Annotated in this window: 20 protein-coding genes; 13 read left to right on the top strand and 7 right to left on the bottom strand. The window is 61.5% G+C overall.

What is annotated here, in order from left to right:
- Positions 1-7: 7 nt before the first annotated feature.
- Positions 8-679, bottom strand: coding sequence for an SOS response-associated peptidase (locus L1075_RS08095; protein WP_246941309.1), 672 nt, complete (start codon positions 677-679; stop codon positions 8-10).
- Between the two features lie 187 nt (positions 680-866).
- Between L1075_RS08095 and L1075_RS08090 the strand changes: the two genes are divergently transcribed.
- Both L1075_RS08090 and L1075_RS08085 read left to right on the top strand, forming a co-directional pair.
- Positions 867-1,481, top strand: coding sequence for a TetR/AcrR family transcriptional regulator (locus L1075_RS08090; RefSeq protein WP_040243127.1), 615 nt, complete (start codon positions 867-869; stop codon positions 1,479-1,481).
- Complete coding sequence (locus tag L1075_RS08085; RefSeq protein ID WP_246941307.1) at positions 1,478-3,370, top strand: MFS transporter; 1,893 nt, start codon at positions 1,478-1,480, stop codon at positions 3,368-3,370. Before L1075_RS08090 ends, L1075_RS08085 begins: the two co-directional genes overlap by 4 nt.
- On the opposite strand, the gene L1075_RS08080 is transcribed toward L1075_RS08085, so the two are convergent.
- Both L1075_RS08080 and L1075_RS08075 read right to left on the bottom strand, forming a co-directional pair.
- Positions 3,367-4,650 (bottom strand): HlyC/CorC family transporter, encoded by a 1,284-nt coding sequence (locus L1075_RS08080; protein WP_178999127.1) that lies wholly within the window; start codon positions 4,648-4,650, stop codon positions 3,367-3,369. The two genes, L1075_RS08085 and L1075_RS08080, sit on opposite strands and share 4 nt — an antisense overlap.
- Positions 4,651-4,728: 78 nt before the next feature.
- Positions 4,729-5,529, bottom strand: coding sequence for a cytochrome C assembly family protein (locus tag L1075_RS08075; protein WP_246941305.1), 801 nt, complete (start codon positions 5,527-5,529; stop codon positions 4,729-4,731).
- A gap of 215 nt (positions 5,530-5,744) precedes the next feature.
- Between L1075_RS08075 and ffh the strand changes: the two genes are divergently transcribed.
- The 10 genes from ffh (at position 5,745) to L1075_RS08025 (ending at position 15,949) form a co-directional block, all read left to right on the top strand.
- Entirely contained in the window at positions 5,745-7,184 is a 1,440-nt protein-coding gene (gene ffh, locus L1075_RS08070) for a signal recognition particle protein (protein ID WP_246941303.1), read from the top strand.
- 137 nt (positions 7,185-7,321) lie between these two features.
- Positions 7,322-7,573, top strand: a complete 252-nt coding sequence (gene rpsP / locus L1075_RS08065) for a 30S ribosomal protein S16 (protein ID WP_075367760.1) — start codon at positions 7,322-7,324, stop codon at positions 7,571-7,573.
- A gap of 14 nt (positions 7,574-7,587) precedes the next feature.
- Complete coding sequence (gene rimM, locus L1075_RS08060; protein WP_246941322.1) at positions 7,588-8,142, top strand: ribosome maturation factor RimM; 555 nt, start codon at positions 7,588-7,590, stop codon at positions 8,140-8,142.
- A gap of 38 nt (positions 8,143-8,180) precedes the next feature.
- Positions 8,181-8,984: a tRNA (guanosine(37)-N1)-methyltransferase TrmD gene (gene trmD / locus L1075_RS08055; protein WP_040243119.1), complete on the top strand. Its 804-nt coding sequence runs from the start codon at positions 8,181-8,183 to the stop codon at positions 8,982-8,984.
- 108 nt (positions 8,985-9,092) lie between these two features.
- A complete protein-coding gene (gene rplS, locus L1075_RS08050) occupies positions 9,093-9,452 on the top strand; it encodes a 50S ribosomal protein L19 (RefSeq protein ID WP_040243118.1) in 360 nt (119 codons plus the stop codon).
- A 131-nt stretch (positions 9,453-9,583) separates the two neighbouring features.
- Positions 9,584-10,471 (top strand): site-specific tyrosine recombinase XerD, encoded by an 888-nt coding sequence (gene xerD, locus L1075_RS08045; protein ID WP_246941301.1) that lies wholly within the window; start codon positions 9,584-9,586, stop codon positions 10,469-10,471.
- Between the two features lie 2 nt (positions 10,472-10,473).
- Entirely contained in the window at positions 10,474-11,208 is a 735-nt protein-coding gene (locus L1075_RS08040) for a DsbC family protein (RefSeq protein ID WP_246894454.1), read from the top strand.
- Positions 11,209-11,292: 84 nt separating this feature from the next.
- Positions 11,293-12,609, top strand: coding sequence for a homoserine dehydrogenase (locus tag L1075_RS08035; RefSeq protein ID WP_246941299.1), 1,317 nt, complete (start codon positions 11,293-11,295; stop codon positions 12,607-12,609).
- Between the two features lie 86 nt (positions 12,610-12,695).
- On the top strand, positions 12,696-14,084 hold the full coding sequence (gene thrC, locus L1075_RS08030) for a threonine synthase (protein ID WP_246941297.1): 1,389 nt from the start codon (positions 12,696-12,698) through the stop codon (positions 14,082-14,084).
- 68 nt (positions 14,085-14,152) lie between these two features.
- Positions 14,153-15,949: a single-stranded-DNA-specific exonuclease RecJ gene (locus tag L1075_RS08025; protein ID WP_246941295.1), complete on the top strand. Its 1,797-nt coding sequence runs from the start codon at positions 14,153-14,155 to the stop codon at positions 15,947-15,949.
- A 140-nt stretch (positions 15,950-16,089) separates the two neighbouring features.
- Here L1075_RS08025 and L1075_RS08020 read toward each other — a convergent pair whose 3' ends face one another.
- From L1075_RS08020 to L1075_RS08010, 3 genes are all read right to left on the bottom strand, one after another.
- Positions 16,090-16,509 carry a VOC family protein gene (locus L1075_RS08020; protein ID WP_246941293.1) on the bottom strand — a complete coding sequence of 140 codons (420 nt, stop codon included), beginning with the start codon at positions 16,507-16,509 and terminating at the stop codon, positions 16,090-16,092.
- A gap of 134 nt (positions 16,510-16,643) precedes the next feature.
- Complete coding sequence (locus L1075_RS08015; protein WP_246941292.1) at positions 16,644-19,208, bottom strand: heavy metal translocating P-type ATPase; 2,565 nt, start codon at positions 19,206-19,208, stop codon at positions 16,644-16,646.
- A 23-nt stretch (positions 19,209-19,231) separates the two neighbouring features.
- Entirely contained in the window at positions 19,232-19,669 is a 438-nt protein-coding gene (locus tag L1075_RS08010) for a MerR family transcriptional regulator (RefSeq protein WP_040243108.1), read from the bottom strand.
- 315 nt (positions 19,670-19,984) lie between these two features.
- Between L1075_RS08010 and L1075_RS08005 the strand changes: the two genes are divergently transcribed.
- Positions 19,985-21,271, top strand: coding sequence for an OmpP1/FadL family transporter (locus tag L1075_RS08005; RefSeq protein ID WP_246894450.1), 1,287 nt, complete (start codon positions 19,985-19,987; stop codon positions 21,269-21,271).
- A 109-nt stretch (positions 21,272-21,380) separates the two neighbouring features.
- Here the strand turns inward: L1075_RS08005 and thpD are convergent, their stop codons facing one another.
- Positions 21,381-22,286, bottom strand: a complete 906-nt coding sequence (gene thpD / locus L1075_RS08000) for an ectoine hydroxylase (protein ID WP_040243105.1) — start codon at positions 22,284-22,286, stop codon at positions 21,381-21,383.
- Positions 22,287-22,357 lie beyond the last annotated feature (71 nt).

Raw genomic sequence — 22,357 nt, 5'->3', positions numbered from 1 at the left:
TCCTTGTTCATTGATGCCAGTAGGTCATCGGGCCGGTGGGATGTCCGCAGGCCCAGTCTTGATGCTTTGGATCGTTGACACGTCTTGATACAGGAAAAGCGCCCAACAGTTCCAAGGGGGCGGGGGTCAGCATCTCATGGGAACGCTCGTCCGAGGTGGTTGGCGCCAGCCACTCGGGTGCATCGCTCGCCTCGATGACGGCCGGAAAGCGGTCGCTGAGCGGTGTCAGCAATGCATTGCTGGGCACCGTGATCAAGGCCGTGGAGTCGTTAAACTCAGTCAACGTGGTGTGATAGCGGCACCAGACCCCGGCCAGCAGAAGCGGCGCCCGGTCGACGCGGGTGACCAGAAACGGCTGCTTCATGCGTGGCTGCGGCTTCCATACGTAGACTCCGGCGACCGGTATCAGGCAGCGCCGCGCGTGGAAGGCCTCGCGAAACATCGGGCGCTGCTCGAGCGACTCGGCGCGGGCGCAATGCGGGGCATGGTCCAGCACCTTGAGCCAGGGCGGGGTCAATCCCCAGAATGCCGTGGCCCACTGCGCTTCGCCCGCGTCCTGACGAATGATCGAAATAGGGCGGCGCGGTGCCAGGTTGGGGCCGACGATCGGCTGACTGTCCTGGCGAAGCGCGTCGAGCGGCGGCGTTGTCCAGGGCTTGATGTAAAGACGGCCGGCCATGCTCTCTCCTCGCGGTTCGACGCGACAGGGTAAGCCACGCCGGCGGGCGCTTACCAGCGCTGCTTTTGATTTATCGCAGGGCTTGCCACTTGCGTTTGCGTGCGTTCCCGATATGCTGGGGGAAACGCTGTTCGACCACGCGCGGCTTGGTAAGAAGACGCCGCGCATGCTCATCACGAGGAATCCGATGGCTCGTCCCAGACAGCATGCACCCGAGGTGCTGCATGGTCAGGTAATGGCTGCGTGTGACGCCTGGCTACGCGATAATCCTGTGCATACGCTGTCGCTGCGCTCGTTGGCGCGCGAGGTGGGATGTGCGCCCAGCACGCTGCTGAAACTCTACGGCAGTTTTGGCAACCTGTTGCAATACGTCAACGTCGAGACCCTGGGGCGCCTACGGGTTGCCGTGGAGGGGCTCGAGGGTGCCGATCCCGAACCGCGCCTCAAGGCATTGGCGACGGCTTATTGGCTGTTTGCGCAGCATGAGCCCTATCGCTGGCAGATGTTGTTCGATTACCCGCTGGCCCAAGAAGGAGAGTTGGACCAACGCCAGAACGACATGATTGAAGGTCTGTTCGTGCGTGTCGAGGCGGCGCTTGCCGAGTATCAGCCGCTGATGGGTGAGCTCGAAGCAAGACGCATGGCCCGCACTCTATGGGGCAGTGTGCATGGTCTGGTCCAGTTGGGGCTCAACGAACGCCTGGGCGTTTGGCAGGGTCAATCGCTGGAAGTGACCGAGTTGCTCGATCAATTGCTGACCACCACGCTGATGGGACTCAAGTACGGTCCGAGAGAGCCGTGATTCCCCGATTGCTAACCCAGCGTCGATTCGCTCCCTTCTTCTGGACACAAGCCTTGGGCGCGTTCAACGACAACGTGTTCAAGAATGTCCTGCTGTTGCTACTGACCTTCGTTGCCGTACCGCGCTATGGCTGGGATACGGGGCTGCTCAACAATCTTGCGGCAGGGCTTTTCATCCTGCCTTTCCTGTTGTTTTCGGCATGGGGCGGCTTGTTGGCCGACCGTCTCGACAAGCGTCGCCTGGTCAGGCGTCTCAAGGTGCTGGAACTCGTGACCATGAGCATGGCAGCGGCCGCCGTCTGGTATGAGGCCTATGCCGTGCTACTGGCATTGTTGTTCATGATGGGTACCCAGTCGGCGCTTTTCGGGCCGGTGAAGTACGCCATTTTGCCGCAACATCTGTCGCCGACCGAGCTCGTCAAGGGTAATGCCTGGATCAGTCTGGGCACCTTTCTTTCGATTCTGCTGGGAACGCTGCTGGCTGGTGTGCTGGCATCGCTTGGCGGTGCCTGGGCGCGGGGAAGCATTGCCGCCACCTTGGTGGTGCTGGCGCTCTTGGGGCTCGTCGCTAGCCTATGGGTGCCTAGCGCACCGCCCAGCCAGATGGGCGCCACGCCATGGCGGCCCTGGCGTGGCGGGCGTGAAGTGATGCGCGACGCGTGGCGCCAACCACGGGTATTTCGTGCCTTGCTGGGCATCAGCTTGTTCTGGTTTCTAGGTGCCTGCTACCTGACTCAACTACCGGCCTGGACGCGTGATGTCGTGCATGGCAATGAATCCGTGGTTAGTGCCTTGCTGGGCGCGTTTGCGCTGGGCGTTGGTGCTGGCGCGCTGTTGTGCGCGCGCTTGTCGGCGGGGCGTCTGGAAGTCGGGCTGATACCGGCCGGCGCCGTGCTCTTCGGCTTGGCCGGTCTCGATCTGGGGCTGAGTCAGCCATTGGCGGGAAGCAGTACCGGGCTGGCGGCATTGAGCCTGTCACCGGGGTTCTGGCGCCAGCTACTCGATTTTGCGGTGATCGGCTTGGGCGGCGGCGTGTACATCGTGCCGCTGTACACGCTGATTCAACTCGAAAGCGATGATGACAATCGTGCTCGCATGATCGCCGCCAATAATATCCTCAATGCACTGTTCATGGTTCTGGCGGCGGGCTTTGGCGTGGTCGTGCTGAGTGTGCTCGATGCCTCGCTCAATGCTTTCATGCTGACTTTGTCGGCGGTGTCCCTGACGCTAGCGGCGATCATCCTTTGCATGGTGCCGCGCCCGGCATTGCGCCTGTCGATTTTCGTGCTGATTCGTGTGCTCTACCGGCTACGTTTTCGCGGCCGTCAATCTGTGCCCGCACGTGGCGCGGCACTGGTAGTATGCAATCACGTCAGCTTTATGGATGCCTTGATTCTGGGCGGTGGGTGTCCGCGCCCGTTGCGTTTCTTGATGGATCGCCCTATCTATGAGTCCCGGTGGCTCAATTGGTTCTTTCGCATTGCCGGCGCCATCCCGGTAGATTCCGAGCGTTGCGATCCCGGCGGCGTGCGGCGGGCCTTGGACGAAGTGAGCCATGCCCTGCGTCAGGGAGAGGTGGTGATGTTGTTCCCCGAGGGACGCTTGACGCCCGATGGTGAAATGCAGCGTTTTCGGCGTGGCGTGGATATCATTCTGGCGCGAGATCCGGTGCCGGTGGTGCCTGCCGGATTGGCCGGACTGTGGGGATCTTGGACATCGAATCGTGGCGGCAAGGCGTTGACCAAGTGGCCACGGCGTTTTCGGGCCCGGGTGGCGCTCCACTTCGGTGACCCTATTCCGGTGGGCAAGGCAAAACGCGCCGACATGGAACGGCGCGTGAGCGAACTCAAGCGCAAGGCCGAAGCCGAGATCGGAGTGACTTCAGATTAACCCAACACCCGGGCGCGACGTGCCGATTGCCAGCAGCGCGCCGAGGTGATCAGGTTGTCCTTGATCTGCAGTATTTCCATACGAATAGCTCCCAGCTGCAGGCAGGCGGGCGCGTCGGGAAAGGCCTCAAGGTGCTCGAGCATCAACCCGTTGAGCGTCTTGGGACCATCGGTAGGCAACTGCCAGGCGAGTACTTTGTTGATGTCGCGGATGTTGGTAGTGCCCTCGATGATATAGCTACCGTCTTCCTGAGGGTGAATCTCTCGGTGCGTAGCCGCTTCGTCGGTGGTGAACTCGCCGACGATCTCCTCGAGGATGTCTTCCAGTGTCGCCAGCCCTTCCACATCGCCATATTCATCGACCACGATGCCGATACGGCGTTTCTGTTGCTGGAAATTGAGCAGCTGGGTGTGAAGCGGTGTCGACTCGGGAATGAAATAAGGTTCGCGGGCTTCCTGGACGATGGCGGCCTTGGTCACCTCGGGCTTCGATAGGAAGCGTGCGGCGTTACGCAGGTGCAGAATGCCGATGATGTTGTTGATATCCCCCTTGTAGACCGGCACGCGCGTGTGCTGACTGGAGCGGATCTGGGCGAGAATGGCCTCGAGGTCGTCGTCGAGATCGATGCCAGCGATTTCCTGGCGCGGCACCATGATGTCGTTGACGGTCACGTTTTCCAAATCGAGGATCGACAGCAGCATGGATTGGTGACGCCGAGGGATCATGGTGCCGGCTTCGTGCACGACCGTGCGCAACTCATCACGCGTCAGGTTGTCGGCGCTGCCGTCGATATCCTTGACGCCCAGGAGTCGTAGCAGTCCATTGGAAATCGCATTGACGAGCCATACCAGCGGATAGAAGAGCTTGAGTAGAGGTTCTAACGCCAAAGACGCGGGATAGGCGATGCGTTCGGGCTTGACCGCGGCGAACGTCTTGGGCGTGACCTCGGCGAAGATCAGAATCACGATGGTCAGCACAGCGGTCGAGATGGCCGGTCCAGAGACATCGCCAAAGAAATGGATGGCAATGATCGTGGCGATGGAAGCAGCGAGGTTGTTGACGAAGTTGTTGCCGATGAGGATGACGCCGATCAGTCGGTCAGGTCGGCTCAGCAGCCGCAAGACCCGCTTGGCGGTGCGCTCTCCGCTATTGGCCTGGTGCGACAGGCGGTAGCGGTTGATCGACATCATCCCGGTTTCCGAGCTGGAGAAGAAGGCGGATAAGCAAATGAGCACGAGCAGCAGCGTTAACAGCAGCCCTAAGGGTAGGTCATCGCTCAAGGTGGAGAGGTCCTCGCTGAAAAGCCAACATCGTTTGTAGGGTTTCCCCTTGGAAGTGTCAAGTTGCTGCGTTTTCGTCTAGATATCGTGAAAGATCAATTGCAGTGCGACCTTGGTGCCGAAGTAGCCGAGCACCAGGAGCAGGCAGCCGCCCAGGGTCCAGCGCATCGCACGCGCGCCGCGCCAGCCCAGCCAGTGTCGGCCGATGAGCAGCCCCGTGAAGACCAGCCAAGCGGCGAGAGAGAATACCGTCTTGTGAACGAGGTGCTGGGCAAAGAGATTGTCGATGAAGATGAAACCGCTGATGATGGCCGCCGTCAGTAATAGCAAGCCGGCGCCGATGAGCTCGAACAGCAAGCGCTCCATACTCGTCAACGCGGGCAACACTTGGATGATTCCGCGTGTATGACGGTGTTTGAGGGCGTGGTTTTGAAATGCCACCAGCACGGCTTGTACTGCGGCGATGCTGAGCAGTGCCGAAGCCACGCTGGAGGTCACGATGTGAAAGACGATGCCGGGCGAGACGTTGGCTTCGACCATGTGGCTGGGATAAAGCATCAATGCAACCAGCGTCAGCGCGGCCAGTGGGAAGAGGCCGACACCGACATTCAACAATGGCTTGACCAGACTGACTGCGATCAACAAAGCGGCGATCAACCAAGTGAAGAGTGAGGCGCTTTCGAAAAGCCCCAGATGCAGGCCACGACCGAGAAACACACTGTGCGCCACGACCACGGTGTGGGCGCTGACCGCGAGCAAGCCCAGTGAACGCACCAAGATAGTCCTGGGCGGGACGCGCCTGGCAAGCGCGAGCGCCTGCCAGGCGCCCGCGGCGAGATAACAGACAATGGCGAGAATCGCAAAAGGCAGCGTCTGCATCAGTGGACAATCCCTGCGCCGGTCGGCGTCGAAGAAAATGAAGTGTCAATATCACGTGAGCATGTCACGCGGACTCGGGAGCGTTACTATAGCGAATCCCCACGCCGTAGCGAATCCCCCCGCCGCTTGCGCATTGCGACGGGTGCATGGAGACAGTCGCCACGAACGCGTATAATCGCCTTTTCATGCCTAGGCAATTCCTGCCGGAGAGCGCCATGTTTGAAAGTTTGACCGATCGCCTGTCGGGCACGCTGAAGTCGATCACCGGTCAGGCCAAGCTGACCGAGGACAACATCAAGGACACGCTGCGCGAGGTGCGTCGTGCGCTGCTGGAGGCCGATGTGGCCCTGCCGGTGGTCAAGGCGTTCGTCGATCGGGTGCGCGAGCGCGCCGTGGGCCAAGAAGTCTCGCGCAGCCTGTCCCCGGGCCAGCAGTTCGTCAAGATCGTCCAGCAGGAGCTGGAGGCGATCATGGGCGAGGCCAACGAGGCGCTGTCGCTCAAGAGCTCGCCCTCGGTGGTCTTGATGGCCGGCCTGCAGGGCGCGGGTAAAACGACCTCGGTTGCCAAGTTGGCGCGCTTCCTGCGCGAGCGGGAAAAGAAAAAAGTACTGGTGGTCTCCGCCGACGTCTATCGTCCGGCCGCCATCGACCAGCTCGAGACGCTGGCCAAAGAGGTAGAGGTCGACTTCTTTCCCTCGAATAGCGCCCAACAGCCGGTGGACATCGCCCAGGCGGCGATCAAGCATGCCAAGATCCAGTTCCACGACGTGGTGATCGTTGATACCGCCGGGCGACTGTCCGTCGATCAGGCGATGATGGAAGAAATACAGGCCTTGCATGGGGCGGTGTCGCCGGACGAGACGCTGTTCGTGGTCGATGCCATGACTGGCCAGGATGCCGCCAATACCGCGCAGGTGTTCCATGAAGCGTTGCCGCTGACCGGGGTGATTCTCACCAAGGCGGACGGTGACGCCCGTGGCGGTGCAGCGCTCTCGGTGCGCCATGTCACCGGCAAGCCGATCAAGTTCATGGGCATGGGCGAGAAGGTCGATGCTCTCGAGCCGTTTCACCCGGATCGCGTCGCATCGCGGATTCTCGGCATGGGCGACATGCTGTCGCTCATCGAGGAAGCCGAGCGTAACGTCGACCAGGGCAAGGCGGAGAAGCTGGCCAAGAAGGTCAAGAAAGGCAACGGTTTCGATCTCGAAGACTTCCGCGAGCAGCTCCAGCAGCTCAAGAAGATGGGCGGCATGGGCGGCTTGATGGGCAAGCTGCCTGGCATGGGGCAGATGGCCGAGGCTGCGCAGGGGCCGGGGGCCGAGAAGGAACTAGGCAAACTCGAGTCGTTGATCAACTCGATGACGCCGAAGGAGCGCCGCAAGCCGGAAATCATCAGTGGCTCTCGCAAGCGTCGTATCGCGGCGGGTGCTGGCTTGCAGGTGCCCGATCTCAACCGTTTGCTCAAGCAGCACAAGCAGATGCAGAAGATGATGAAAAAGGCCGGCAAGAAAGGCGGCATGCAGAAAATGATGCGAGACATGGGCGGTGGCATGGGTGGCCCAGGTGGCATGGGTGGCCCAGGTGGTATGGGTGGCCCTGGTGGCATGGGTGGCCCTGGCATGGGCGGTGGCCGCGGCGGCTTCCCGCGCCGTTGATAACGCCTTTCCTTGTCAAGGAAAAAGGTTTCCAATACGTGCCTTTTTCCGTAGAATGCTGCGTCTTCGCAGGTGGGTCTTGCCCGCCGCGACAGTCCGTGGCGTAACGTAAAACTTCAACCGTAGGATTATAGCGCATGGTTACCATCCGTTTGGCCCGTGGTGGCGCCAAGAAGCGTCCCTTTTATCACCTCACTGTCAGCGACTCGCGTAAGTCTCGCGACGGCCGCTTCATCGAGCGTATCGGCTTCTTCAACCCGGTAGCCCGTGGTCAGGAAGAGCGTCTGCGCGTCGATCTAGAGCGTGCCGAGCATTGGCAGGGTCTGGGTGCGCAGCTCTCTGATCGCGTCGCCGAGTTGCTGAAAGAAGCTCGCAAGCAGCAAGCGTGAGTGCACTGCCCGCTATGTCGCACGAGACCGGTCGCGCCGCTGCGGCGCAAGACGACGAGCACGTGGTGCTTGGCCGCCTGACCAGTCCTTACGGCGTGAAAGGGTGGCTGAAGGTGTATTCGTACACTAGCCCCATCGAGGGCATCTTCGAGCATGCCGAATGGGTGTTGTCACTGCGCGGCAAGCACTTTGAGTGCAAGCTGAGCCAGGGACGCCCCCATGGAAAAGGGCTGGTCGCCAGCCTTGAAGGTATCTCGAGCCGCGAACTGGCCGAACGTTGGGCCGGCGCGGATATTCTCCTGCCCAAGCAGGCGTTGCCGGCGCTCGCGCCGGGCGATTATTACTGGTATCAGCTCGAAGGCCTGCGGGTCGAGACGCTGTCTGGTGAATGTCTGGGGCAAGTGAATTATCTCTTCGAGACGGGCGCCAACGATGTGTTGGTGATCCAGCCCAACGAGGCGAGTCTCGATGACCGGGAGCGGTTGATACCGTTTCTGCCCGACGGCGTGATCCGCGAGGTGGATCTCGGTGCCGGGCGTATGACAGTGGATTGGGATCCTGAATTCTGACGCCGTATCGTCGGTGTCGCTGGCCGAGTGATGAAGCCGTGTGGATTGGTGTTGTCTCCCTGTTCCCGGAGATGTTCGAGGCGATTACCCGTTACGGTGTAACGGGGCGCGCCGTCGACCAGGGATTGCTAGCGGTGGATTTCTGGAATCCCCGGGATTACGCCACGGATAAGCACCGCACGGTGGACGACCGGCCTTATGGCGGTGGCCCCGGCATGCTGATGAAGGTCGACACGTTGCGACCCGCCATCGCCGAGGCACGCCGTGACGCCGAGCGCCGTGGTTGTGCGACAGAGCGCACGCGTGTGGTTTATCTGTCGCCTCAGGGGCGGCGGCTCGATCAACGTGGCGTGCGGGAGCTGGCCGACCTGGAAGCACTGATCGTCGTTGCCGGTCGTTATGAAGGTATCGACGAGCGAGTGGTCGAAGCCGATATCGACGAAGAATGGTCGATCGGCGACTATGTGCTCAGCGGCGGTGAGTTGCCGGCCATGGTGATGGTCGATGCCGTCTCCCGGCTGGTGCCGGGTGTGCTCGGCCATGGCGATTCGGCACTTGAGGATTCCTTTAGCGAGGGGCTTCTGGATTGCCCGCACTACACGCGTCCCGAGACGATCGATGGGCGTGGTGTGCCGGACATCCTGCTTAGCGGCAACCACGCGGCGATTCGCCGCTGGCGGCTGAAGCAGTCTCTCGGACGCACCTGGCTCAGGCGACCCGACCTTCTCGAAGGTCGCGCTCTGGATCGCGAGCAGCAACGACTGCTTGACGAGTTCATCGCGGAAAATGCCAAGAGCCAGCACGTCGGTAGGACGGAGGAGCGACGGATGCTCGATGAATGAGCACCGCGCGTCACCCACAACGTCGATTCCCGCGTTTCGCGACGCCGGGATCACGACCGGCTCTCGACACATGAAGAGACGGTCATCCAAACATCAAGGAGTTTAGTCATGAGTAGCAAGAACAAGGTGATCCAGGCGCTCGAAACCGAGCAGATGAGCAAGAAGATTCCGGAATTCTCGCCGGGCGACACCGTGACCGTTCAGGTCAAGGTTGTGGAAGGTAGCCGCGAGCGTCTGCAGGCTTTCGAAGGCGTTGTGATTGGCAAGCGCAATCGCGGGCTCAACTCCGCTTTCACCGTGCGCAAAATTTCCCACGGTGTCGGTGTCGAGCGTACGTTCCAGACGTACAGCCCGCTGGTCGATTCCATCGAGGTCAAGCGTCGCGGTGACGTTCGTCAGGCCAAGCTGTACTACCTCCGCGAGCGCAGCGGCAAGTCCGCGCGCATCAAGGAAAAGCTGACTCGTTAATCGGCTTGCGGCGTCGTCGAGACGTCATGAGCGCTCCCTTTGGGAAGCGCTCGACGAAAACCCCGCGGGCCCTTGGCTCGCGGGGTTTTTGCATATGAGGTAGTCGAAGCGGCGCGGGGAGGACAGAATCGGTGGATGATCTCGAGTGGCGCGATGCTTTTATCGATGGGCTCTGGTTGGAGCGTGGGCTGAGTCGACATACGCTGGATGCCTATCGGCGCGATCTGGATGCTTGGCTCGCGCACCTCACGTCGCGCAGCGAGCGTCTTCTGGCTCCCGGAGACAACGCGCTGGAGGCATTTCTGGCGGTGCGTCGCGAACACTATCATCCTCGCTCGGTGGCACGCCTGTTGTCCTGTCTGCGACGCTTCTATCGCTGGGCGCTGGCCGAAGGACATATCGCCCATGACCCTCTGGCCGAGGCGCGTGCTCCCAAGGCCATCGCCAAATTGCCCAACACCCTGGATGAAACCGAAGTCGAGCGTTTGCTCGAGGCGCCGGACGCGGATACGCCGCTGGGACTGCGTGACCGCACCATGCTCGAGGTGTTGTATGGGTGTGGTTTGCGCGTCTCCGAACTGATCGGTTTGACGGTGGATGCGGTCAACTTGCGCCAGGGCGTGCTGCGCGTGCTCGGCAAGGGCGATAAGGAACGCTTGGTCCCGCTGGGCGAGGAGGCGAGCGCATGGCTCGAGCGCTACCTGCGTCAAGGGCGTGGGAACTTGATGAACGATCCGACCCGACCGCCTTTGTTTCCCGGACGCCATGATGGGTTCATGACCCGCCAGACATTCTGGCATCGTATCAAGCGGCATGCCGTGGCGGCTGGCATCGACAAACCGCTCTCGCCACACACGCTGCGCCATGCATTCGCGACGCACCTGTTGAATCATGGGGCCAATTTACGTGTCGTACAGTTGCTGCTGGGACACAGTGATCTGTCGACCACGCAAATCTATACCCAGGTGGCCCAAGCGCGCCTGGAAGCGCTGCACGCCCAACATCATCCTAGAGGTTGACCATGTCTAGAGCCGTACTGCCCATCATGGGGGGCGTTTTGGCCCTTCTGGCTACTCCACTAAGCTTTGCCGCGCCCCCCGAGGGGCTGGCCGACAAGCTGACCCACAACGGGCAGCCAATGCCGGTGGCGTCGGTCGAGGAGTCGCCGTTACCGGGGCTCTATGAGGTGCGACTCGAAAGCGGTGAAACCCTATATACAGACGCCGATGGCGAATACATGGTGGTCGGTGACCTGTATCGAAACCGCGACGGGCAGATGGTCAACCTGACCGAGCGTGCTGCCAACGAACGCCGCCAGGCGCGTCTCGATGACGTCCCCGAGAAGGAACGCGTCATCTACAAGCCCGCCAGCGAGGTCAAGGCGCGCATTACCGTCTTTACCGATACCTCGTGCCCTTATTGCCAAAAATTGCATAAGGAAGTCCCCCGTCTCAATCGGATGGGAATCGAGGTAGACTATCTAGCCTTCCCGCGTGCTGGCGTCGACTCCGAAGCGGCACGCGTGCTGAGCCGGGCCTGGTGCGCCGACAATGCCACCGAGGCGCTCAGCGCCGCGATGCGCGGGGAAACCCTAGAAGCCACGGCGGAGTGTGAGGCACCGGTGGCCGAGCAATATGAACTTGGACGTGAACTGGGAATTCAGGGAACGCCCGCCATCGTGTTGCCGAATGGCCGTATGGTGCCGGGCTACGTGCCGGCCGAGCGGCTGGCGTCAATGCTCGGCATCCAGGAATGACCGAGCGACGATGAATATGATGACCTCCGACACTAGGCGCAGGAGGTCCGCTGGACACATACACTAAGCAAGGGGAGCGTGACGTTGAAACCGGTGAGAGTAGGTATCTGTGGGCTAGGGACCGTGGGTGGCGGTACCTTCAATGTGTTGACGCGCAACGCGGACGATATCGCCCGCCGCGCCAGTCGACCGATTATCGTCGAGCAAGTCGGTACGCGTCGCGATAACCCGCAATGCGAAACCGCCGGGGTCAAGGTCACCCGCGATGTCTTCGAAGTGGCACGCAATCCCGATGTCGATGTGCTGGTGGAGTTGATCGGTGGCTATGACGTGGCCCGTGAACTGGTAATGACCGCCATCGATAATGACAAGCACGTGGTCACCGCTAACAAGGCGCTGATCGCCGTGCATGGCAACGAGATCTTCCAGGCCGCGCACGAAAAGGGCGTGATCGTGGCCTTCGAGGCGGCTGTGGCCGGCGGCATCCCGGTGATCAAGTCGCTGCGCGAAGGGCTGGGCGCCAATCGCATTCAATGGCTTGCCGGTATCATCAACGGCACCGGCAACTACATTCTGACCCATATGCGCGATGAAGGCCGCGCCTTCGACGACGTGCTTGCCGAGGCGCAGGCGCTGGGTTATGCCGAAGCCGACCCGACCTTCGATGTCGAAGGGATCGACGCCGCTCATAAGCTGACCATCCTGGCGTCGATCGCCTTCGGTGTGCCGCTGCAGTTCGATAAGGCATACACAGAGGGCATCTCGCGGGTCACGGCCGACGATGTCGAACAGGCCGATCAACTGGGCTACATCATCAAACACCTGGGGATTTCCAAGCGCACCGAAAAGGGCCTCGAACTTCGCGTGCACCCGACGTTGATTCCTAAAGAGCGCTTGCTGGCCAGCGTGCATGGCGTGAAGAACGCCATCGCGGTGATGGGTGATGCCGTGGGGCCGACGCTTTACTATGGCGCCGGCGCGGGGGCTGAGCCCACGGCCTCGGCGGTGGTCGCCGACCTGCTCGACGTGGCGCGCGACATCACGACCGAGCACCATTACCGTGTGCCGTATCTCGCCTTCAGCGGCATCGACGAAGCCGACGGCTCGCTGCCGATCCTGCCCATGGAAGACATCGTCACTGCCTATTACCTACGCCTGTTGGCGGTGGATCGCCCGGGCGTGCTGGCGCGGGTGGCGACGATCCTCTCCGAGCAAGGGATTTCCATCGAAGCGATCATCCAGAAGGAAGCCACCGAAGGCGAACTGGTGCCCATCATCCTGATGACGCACCGCACCCGCGAGCAGCACATGAACGAGGTGATCCGTCAGCTCGAATCACTGGCCGACATCGCCGGTCCGGTGACCCGGATTCGTGTCGAAGCCCTCGACGAGAACGAATAAACCAAGCTTCGAGTCGCGAGCACCGGGCTTCGAGCAGAACCAGCTCGCCGCTCGAAGCCCGCAGCTCGCCACTCACGGAGTGAAGTATGCGTTACATCAGTACCCGCGGGCGCTCGCCCGCGTTGTCCTTCGAGGATGTCGTGCTCACCGGGATGGCCTCCGATGGCGGTCTCTACGTGCCGGAGACGATTCCCACGCTCTCGACGGAGGATCTCGAGGCGATGGCGGGACTCTCCTACGCCGAGATCGCGTTTCGCGTGATGAAGCCCTTCGTCGGTGGCGAGATCGACGACGACACCTTCCGGCAACTGGTGAAGGACGCCTACGCGACCTTCAGTCATGAAGCCGTCGTGCCGCTCAACCAGCTTGCCAGCAACCACTTCCTGCTCGAGCTGTTCCACGGTCCGACGCTGGCGTTCAAGGATGTCGCCCTGCAGTTGCTGGGGCGCATCCTCGATCACTTCCTGGCCAAGCGTGGCGAGCGTGCGGTGATCATGGGCGCAACATCCGGCGATACCGGGTCGGCGGCGATCGAAGGCTGTCGGCATTGCGACAACCTCGACATCTTCATCCTGCATCCGCATAAGCGTGTCTCCGAGGTTCAGCGTCGACAGATGACCTCGGTGCTGGCCGACAACGTCTTCAACATCGCCATCGAGGGCGATTTCGACGACGCCCAGGCGATGGTCAAGGCAAGCTTCGCCGATCAAACGTTCCTGAATGGCACGCGCCTGGTGGCGGTCAACTCCATCAACTGGGCGCGCATCATGGCGCAGGTGGTCTATTACGTGGCCTCTGCGGTGGCGTTGGGCGCACCGCATCGCGAGGTGAGCTTCAGCGTGCCGTCGGCCAACTTCGGCAATGTTTTCGCCGGCTACGTGGCCTATCGCATGGGACTGCCGGTCAAGCAGTTCGTCGTCGCGACCAATGCCAACGACATCCTGCATCGCACCCTGGCCGACAACGACTTCTCCAAACAGGCGCTCAAGGCGACCCTGGCACCGTCGATGGATATCGTGGTGTCGTCGAACTTCGAACGTTTGCTGTTCGAGGCTTACGACCGCGATGGCGATGCCGTGCGCGATCTGCTCGAGCGCTTTCAGCAAGAGCCGGCGGTTCTCGCCGAAGCACCGCTGGCACGGCTACGCGAGAAATTCGTCAGCCACAGCGTCGATGACGACACCATCCTCGAGGTGATTCGCGACGCGCATGGGCGTACCAAGGAGTTGCTCGATCCGCATACCGCGACCGGCTATCGTGCCGCCGAGCGTATGCGTGCGGATGCCTCGACGCCGATGATCACCCTGGCGACCGCGCACCCGGCCAAGTTCGCCGACGCGGTGCTCCAGGCGGGCTTCGAGGGTGTGCCGCTGCCCGCACACATGGCCGGTTTGCTCGAGCGTGAAGAGCGTTACACCGTGCTGCCGGCCGAGCTCGAGGCCGTGCAGGCCTTCGTCGCCGAACAGCGCCGCTGACGCCCCGGAGCGTCGTAGTGACCCGCGCCGCTCCAGCTTGCCATCCGCCGTCTCCCGAGGAGTCATTCGTGTCAGTAGCCGAGCACGATCCGCAACGCCTGCTGAACCGTCGCATCCTGTCACGTCCGCGTGATGAGAGTGTCTACCGCCGCGCGCAGTCGGTCGGGCTCAGCGAACTGCAGGCGCGGATACTGGCTGGGCGTCTGCACGACTACACAGACGATATCGCGTCGCTGATCGACCCCAGCTTGCGCTATCTGGCGCACCCCGAACGTCTGCAGGACGCGCGCCGTGCTGCCGAGCGGATCGCCCTGGCGGTGACCGAGGGCGAGCATATCGGCATCTTGACCGATTACGACGTCGACGGTATCACCTCGCACGTGGTCATCCTGCGGACCCTGAACGAACTGTTCGGCGTGCCGATGCATAAGCTGCACAGCTTGATAGGCCACCGTATCTTCGATGGCTACGGTATCAGTCTGCCGCTGGTGGAGCGTACTCTTGCATTGTCGCCACGACCTAGCCTGGTGATCACCGCCGACTGCGGTAGCTCCGACGAGCCGCGTATCGCGCGTCTGCGTGAGGCGGGTCTCGATGTCGTGGTGACCGACCATCATGCCTTGCCGACGGCGGGGCCACCGGCGTCGGCGTATGCCACCGTCAATCCCACGCGCAGCGATTGCGATTACCCGGACCCCACCATCGCCGGTTGCATGGTGGCATGGTTGACCATGTCACTGACGCGTTCGGTGCTCATCGAGCAGGGTGTGGCCGCGCCCTCGACCCCGAAATTGTCGCCGTGGCTGTCTTACGTCGCCTTGGGGACCGTGGCGGATTGCGTCTCGCTGGGGGCGAGTCCCGCCAACCGTGCCGTGGTCAGCCATGGGCTGACGTTGATCAACCGCATGGGCGCCGCCTGCTGGCGGGTCATGGCCGAGCGGCTGGGGGACGATAGCATCCCCTTCGATGCCGAAACCCTGGCCTTTCAGATGGGGCCGCGCATCAACGCGCGCTCGCGCCTCGATGACCCTTACGCGGCGCTGCACTTCATGCTCGCCGCCGATGATGCCTCGGCACGGCGTCATCTCGAGGTGCTGGATACCGACAACCAGTCGCGCAAGGCGATCGAGGCGGACATGGTCGAGAGCGCTCGGGCATTGGCGCTCGACGCGCTGGCCGAGGGTGCCTCGGCGATCGTGGTGTTTCTTGAGGATGGCCACGCCGGCGTGCAGGGCATCGTCGCCTCGCGTCTGGTCCAGGCCTTCGGACGTCCCACGCTGGTGCTTACACCGGCCGCTGCGCCGGGCATGCTGACCGGCTCGGGGCGTTCCATCGAAGGGTTGCACTTGCGAGACGCATTGCAGCGCGCGCATGAACTGGCTCCCGAGGCATTGCCACGCTTCGGGGGCCACCGGGGAGCGGCGGGCATTGGCGTACCGCGCGAGCGTCTGGCGGAATTTCGCGAGGCCTTCCTCACGGCGGTCGAGGAACAGCTTAGTGGCCGCGAACTATTTCCCTATGTGCTCACCGACGGTGCCTTGCTGCCCGAGCAGCTGTCACTGGCGGCGGTGGATGAGCTGGCGCGCCTGGCACCCTATGGTCGTGAGTTTGATGCCCCGCTGTTCGACGGTGAGTTTCGCATCGAGCAGCTACGCCCGGTGGGTGCGGAGGGCAATCATCTGATGCTCGAACTCTCGTGTGGCGCGGTGAGCCTCAAGGCGATCTGGTTTCGTGCCCTGACGCCTGGCGAGCTGCCGCCGTTCGGCCTGGGCGATCGTCTGCGCTGTGCCTACAAACTATCGCGCAACCGCTGGCGGGGGCGTGAGTCGTTGCAGTTGATGATCGAGCACGCCGAACCTGTTTAAGAGGGAAGAGGGAAGAGGGAAGAGGGAAGAGGGAAGAAGCTAGAAGTCGAGAACGATTCTTCTTCCTGGGATTTCTGCCAGGCGCAAAGCGCCGTTCTTCCTTCTTCAAGACGCGTAGCGTCGTACTGACGTCTTCCCTCTCAGTAGTTCGGCCAGACGCCGGGCGTGGCCAGTTCCAGAAGGTGGCCGTCGGGGTCGCGGAAATAAAGGCTCTCACCGCCTTTCGGCCAGTGGGTGCGGCCCTCGATGGGAATGTCGTGGGCGGCGAGTTGGGTTTCCCAGTCTTCCAACTCATCGCGATCGATGGCCAGCGCCAGATGCACGCGTCCGGAACCATCGTGGGGCGGTATGGTGCCCATACCGTGCGGCAAGTTCACGGTTTCGTCGGTGCTGCCTTGTTGAAACAGCAGCAACACGCTGCCTGGCCCGGCCTCGTAAGCGGTGAAGCGATGGTCGGCAGTAAAGGCCGACAGTGTCATCACGTTCTCGAAGAAGGCCCGGGCGCGGGCCATATCGGTGACGTAGAGGGCGGTTTCGAGAACGCCTTGAATGCGTGGCATATCACTCCCCGTTTGCTGCGACGCGATGCCTTCCAGCATAGCCATCTCGGGGCAATGACCTCAACGTGGCGATAGCCAGAACCACCAGACGATGCCAGCTATCAATGCTAACCCAATCAGATTGATGAGAAACGTCATGTCTCCTCCTGGGATGTCTTGGCGCTGCGTGCCGTGGATTTGAACAGCCTCAACCGGTTGGCGTTGCTGACCACGGTGACCGAGGACAGCGACATGGCCACGGCGGCGACGATGGGCGAGAGCAGCATCCCCGTCAGCGGATAGAAGACCCCGGCGGCGATGGGAATTCCCAGGCCGTTATAGCCAAAGGCGCCCCACAGGTTCTGCTTGATGTTGCGCAGCGTGGCGCGGCTGATCTCGATGGCATCGGCCACGCCATGCAGGGAGTTGCGCATCAGCGTGATGCCGGCCGACTCGATCGCGACGTCGGTGCCCTGGCCGATGGCGAAGCCGACATCGGCTTGTGCCAGGGCCGGGGCGTCGTTGATGCCGTCGCCGGTCATACCGACGAGGTGACCGTCGCGTTGCAGCTGCACGACGATCTCGCGTTTGTCCTCGGGCAACAGCTCGGCCTCGACACGCGCGATGCCCAGCGCCTTCGCTACGGCCCGGGCGGTATGCACGTTATCGCCGGTCAGCATGACGACTTCGATGCCGTCCGCCTGCAAGCGGGCGACAGCGTCGCGACTATCCTCGCGCAACGGATCGCTGATGCCGAAGACGCCCAATACCTGCCCGTCGACGGCCAGGTAGAGCGGTGTCTGTGCCTGGTCTTCAAGCTCGGCGCCCCATGCTTGGGCCTGGCCCAACTCGACTGCGCCTTCGTACATCAGAGCGGCGTTGCCCAAGCGCAGCGATTGACCCGTGTCAGTGACGGCGGTGACGCCGCGCCCGCTGAGCGCTTGAAACTCGTGCAGCTCGGGAAGCGCGGTTTGCGTGGCGCCCTGCTGGTCGGCGTAGTCGCCGAGAGCCTCGGCGAGGGGGTGCTCGGAGCCACGCTCGAGGGCCGCCACCCAGCTCAAGGCGGTGCGGGCATCCTCGGTGGCCCACTGAGCGGTGGTCACGCGAGGGCGGCCCTCGGTCAGCGTGCCGGTTTTGTCGACGACCAGCGTGGTCAGCTTGCTGGCGGTCTGCAGTGCATCACCATCGCGCACCAGGATGCCGTACTCGGCGGCCTTGCCGACGCCGATCATGGTCGACATCGGTGTTGCCAGCCCCAGAGCGCAGGGGCAGGCAATGATCAGTACGGTGGTGGCAGTGACCAGCATGTGGACCAACTGCGGCGCGGGGCCGAAATTGAACCAGACCAGTGCCGTGAGTACGGCGATGATCAACACACTGGGCACGAAAATGGCGGAAATTCGGTCGGCCAGGGCGCCGATGGGAGGGCGAGAGTTCTGGGCGCTGGCCACTTGCTCGACGATACGCCCCAGGCGACTGTCGGCGCCGATACGGGTGGCAATATAGACCAGCGTGCCACGGCCATTGACCGTCCCCGCACTGACTTCGTCGCCGGCATGCTTGGCGGCGGGCAGCGGCTCGCCGGTCAGCATTGATTCGTCGACATGGCTGTCGCCTTCCTCGACACGGCCATCCACGGCCAGGCGTTCGCCGGGACGCACGCGAATCCGCTCGTCGACGGCGACGTCCTCGAGGGGGACATCGTGTTCATCACCGTCGCGAATCACCCGGGCGGTGGGCGCCTGCAGGTCGAGCAGACGATTGAGCGCCCGGGATGTGCGTCCCCGGGCACGCAACTCCATGGCATTGCCGAGGCTGATCAGGCCGATGATCATCACCGAGGCTTCGAAATAGAGCCCGCGCGCCGCGACTGGAATCGCCTCGGGGATCAGCACCACCGTCATCGAATAGAGCCAGGCGGTGCCAGTGCCGACAGCGATCAGGGTATCCATGTTGGCCTGATGATGACGGAAGGTTTTCCAGGCATTGACGAAGAAACGCCGGCCCGCCGTGGCCATGATGCCTAGCGTGGCCACGCCGATCAGCAGCCAGACCCAGCGTTCCGGACCGCTCAACTGTGGATGGTGGAACAGCATGCTGCCCATCAGCAGCACACCGGGGATAAGCCCCAATGCGGTGTCGCGGAGCCGTTGACGGTACTCGTGCGCCTCGTTTTGCTCGCGGGTGCGCGCCGCCTGGCCGAGATCCTCGATGCGTTCGGCGCCGTAGCCGACCGCTTCGACGGCATCGATCAGCTGCTGGGGGCGCGCGTCGCCGAAGACCTCGGCGGTGTGCGAGCCGAAGTTGACGCTGGCCGAGCGCACCCCGGGCGTGGCGTTCAAGGCCTGGGTAATGGTGTTGACGCAGCCGGCGCAGGTCATCCCGGACAACGATAGACGGACTGGCGCCCCGTCGCGCGTTGCTTGGGCATCGTGCCGGTCGCCGCTTGAGGCAGTCGAAGTCACCGCTGATGCGCTGTCGTCAGTGGTACTCGTCGTCGTTTCCGGTGCATGCGTTGTCGGAGGGTAACCTGCCTGCTCGAGCAACGCGCCCAGGCGTGCCGTGTCCAGGGATGATTCGACACTGAGACGCTTTTCACCGGGCTCGCCGGTGACTTCGGCCTGCGTGTCTTCGGCTTGGATCGCCTCGCGCATGCGTTTGACGCAGCCCTGGCAGTTCATGCCGGGCACGGTGAAAGAATGGGGAGCCGTTGTGCGCATCTTGCGTTCTCCTTCGGCTGAGCTCATGGCGCCTGGCGTGAGAAATCGTCGTCACTTTCCATTGGCAGGCTCTCGATCAGCCGGCACAAACTGTGGCCGTCGGGCGTGCCATCCGGCATATCGCGCCAGGTCTCCAGGGCGTGTTCCATGCGTGTCGCCAGGGCCTGTAACTCACGGATGCGCGACCGAATTTCCGGCAAGCGTTCGGCCAGTAGGTCGCGCACCATGGGGCATGGAGAGTCGCCATGGTCGGCATGCTCGAGAATCTCGCGCACCTCACGAAGACTGAACCCCAGCGTGCGAGCGCGTTGTATGAAACGCAGTCGATTGAGGTCGTCGGCATCATAGAGTTGATAGCCGTTGTCGGGATCGCGTTGCGGATGCAGTAATCCCTCGCGTGTGTAATGGCGTACCGTTTCGCCGGTAACGCCAGCGGTGCGGGCCAGATCGCTGACTTTCATGGCACTCTCCTGAATGGTGAGAAAAGTCTAAAACCTGTGTGTTACACAAAGGTCAAGTCGATCCTAGCCTATTTTCACTGCCCTACGATAAAAAGCTGAAATTCTTGAAGAAGTATTCCTCATGCCCTGAAATAGATCAGATGAGGGACTGCTTATAAGACTAAAGAATGAGCGTTTCTAAGATTAAAACAAACGTTTGCTCTTGACTTGAAAACGCCCATCGGCCAAAACGAAGAGGCACGCCATTATTCGGGCAAGGGTAAAAAAACCTAAGACAATTTTCGCCTCCACGTCTCCGCAGAAGAGGACGTTTTCATGCATAACAAGATCAACAAGCTCACACTCGCGGTTGCCGTCGCCAGTGCCACGCTATCGGGGCAGGCACTGGGCGGTGCCTTTCAGCTCAACGAACAAAGTGTCAGTGGCCAGGGCAACGCCTTTGCCGGACGGACCTCCAATGTCACTGATGCCTCCATTGTGTATGGCAACCCGGCGGGCATGTCGTTTCTCGACCGCGCTCAGATCACGGCTGGGGCAACCTATCTGGATGTGAGTACCGATATAGAGAACACTCAAGGGATGAGTCCCACGCTTAGTGGTCCTGCATCAACGCCGGGGATTTCCGATAGCGATGTCGTACCGGGAACCACGATTCCGTTCGGCTATTACGTGCAGCCTATCGATGAGCGTTGGACCTTTGGTTTCGGGGTATATGCGCCTTTCGGTGTCATCACGGATTACGACAATCAATCCCAGGGACGTTACTTCGGTAACTACAGCGATGTCGAAGTGGTGACAGCGCAGCCGACGCTTTCCTACAAGTTCAATGACAAACTTTCTGTGGGCCTGGGTATCACCTACAACATGATCGACGGCGAGTTGGAGAGCAAAACACCGAATCCGATCCCCGGCGGTAGTGACGGTACGGTCAATGTGCAAGGTGATGACGAGGCCTGGGGCTACAACGTCGGCGTGCTCTATCGGCCGGTCGAGTCCACCACCTTGGGCCTGACCTATCGCTCCAAGGTCGATTACGATTTGGAAGGGGATGTCAAAGCATCCGATGTCTTCAATTCGCAAACGCTATCGACGTTTAGTGATAGCTCAGCGGCGGGACTATCTATCACGCTGCCTGAAACGGTTGACTTCTCGGTGACTCATGAGCTGGATGACCGCTGGACAATCATGGCAGGTGCGGCATATGTACGCTGGAGTCGCTTCGACAAGCTGGTTGTGGAAAACGACATCCCGGGTGTCGATATCAACGAAGCCCAGGACTACGACGATGCATGGCAATACGCTGCGGGGCTTTCCTACCAGCTCAATCGCGATTGGGTGCTGCGTTCTGGCTTGGCATATGATGACTCACCGATCAGTGACGACGTACGTACTGTGCGCGTGCCCTCCGGCGACCGCACCATTTTTTCGTTGGGGGCTGGTTGGTCGCCGATACCCAACATGACTGTTGATCTGGCGTACACCTACCTCTGGGAAGACACTGCCTCGGTGGAACAGGTCGATGAGGAAAAGGGCACCTCCTTCAGTGGTGATTATAAAAACACGGCCCATGGCGTCGGCGCCCAACTGACCTACCGCTTCTAAACGTTACCTTCGCATGAACAAGAACCCGGCCCTGTGGGCCGGGTTCTTGCGTCTGATGCTTCCGTGACAACGCCAATGAAGCACGTGCTATTTCTTCCCTGACGATGCCTTATTTGGCAGGTTTCAGGGGGCTCCAGTCCTTGCGGTTGGCCAGGAACTCGGGCCGAGGCCGGTTGCCGCAGTACGGATCGTGCAGCGTGTTCTCGACACTGTTGTAGACGAAGAACAGGTTGCTGCGTGGCCAGCACGACATGTTGATGTTCGAACCATGCAGGGTATTGCACTCGAACATCACCAGCGAGCCGACAGGCCCTTTGGGCGCCTCGATATCGCCTTGGATCATCAGGTCGCGCAGGCTGGCGTCATCCGGTACGCCGATTTCCTGACTCTTCAGCGACTCTTTATAGTTGTTCTCCGGCGTGCGGCCCACGCAGGGAACGAAGTAATTGTGCGAGCCGGGCACCAGCATCAGTGGGCCATTGAATTCACCGTTTTCGGTGAGAATGATCGAACAGCTCACTGAGCGCATGCGTGGCATGCCATCTTCGCTGTGCCACGTCTCGAAATCGGAATGCCAGTCGAAGCCCTTGCCCTTGAAGCCGGGCTTGTAGTTGATCCGCGACTGATGAATATAGGCATCGCCACCGAGGATCTGCTGGACCATCGCCAGTAGGCGCGGGTCGCGAGTCAGGCGGCTGAAACGCTCGGATACCTCATGGATACCGAAGATCGAACGAATTTCCTGCTTGCTGGGCTCGAGGATAGTACCTTCCGAGAGCTTGAGGTCATCGTCGTTCTCGTAGTCGCCCAACTCCTCGAGGAACGCGGCCATCTCGTCTTCATCGAAGAATCCTTCGAAGGAGAGGAAGCCTTTGCGTTCGAACTCGTCGAGCTCGGCTTCGCTGAGCGGCCCTTTGCGTTGCTCGCCCTCGCTATGCACCACCGGGTCGATGCGCTCGAACATCCCCAGTTTGCGTTCCAGGCGCGTCGGGAATAGATCTTGAGTCTCTTTCATCGCAAACTCCTCCATTAGTCTGCTGGGAACGGTATTGCTGCCATCCCCCGTGTAAACGTAGTCGGAGAGGC

It is taken from the genome of Chromohalobacter beijerinckii (assembly GCF_023061185.1).
GTDB classification, from domain to species: domain Bacteria; phylum Pseudomonadota; class Gammaproteobacteria; order Pseudomonadales; family Halomonadaceae; genus Chromohalobacter; species Chromohalobacter beijerinckii.
This window is presented reverse-complemented; position numbering and strand designations above follow the sequence as displayed.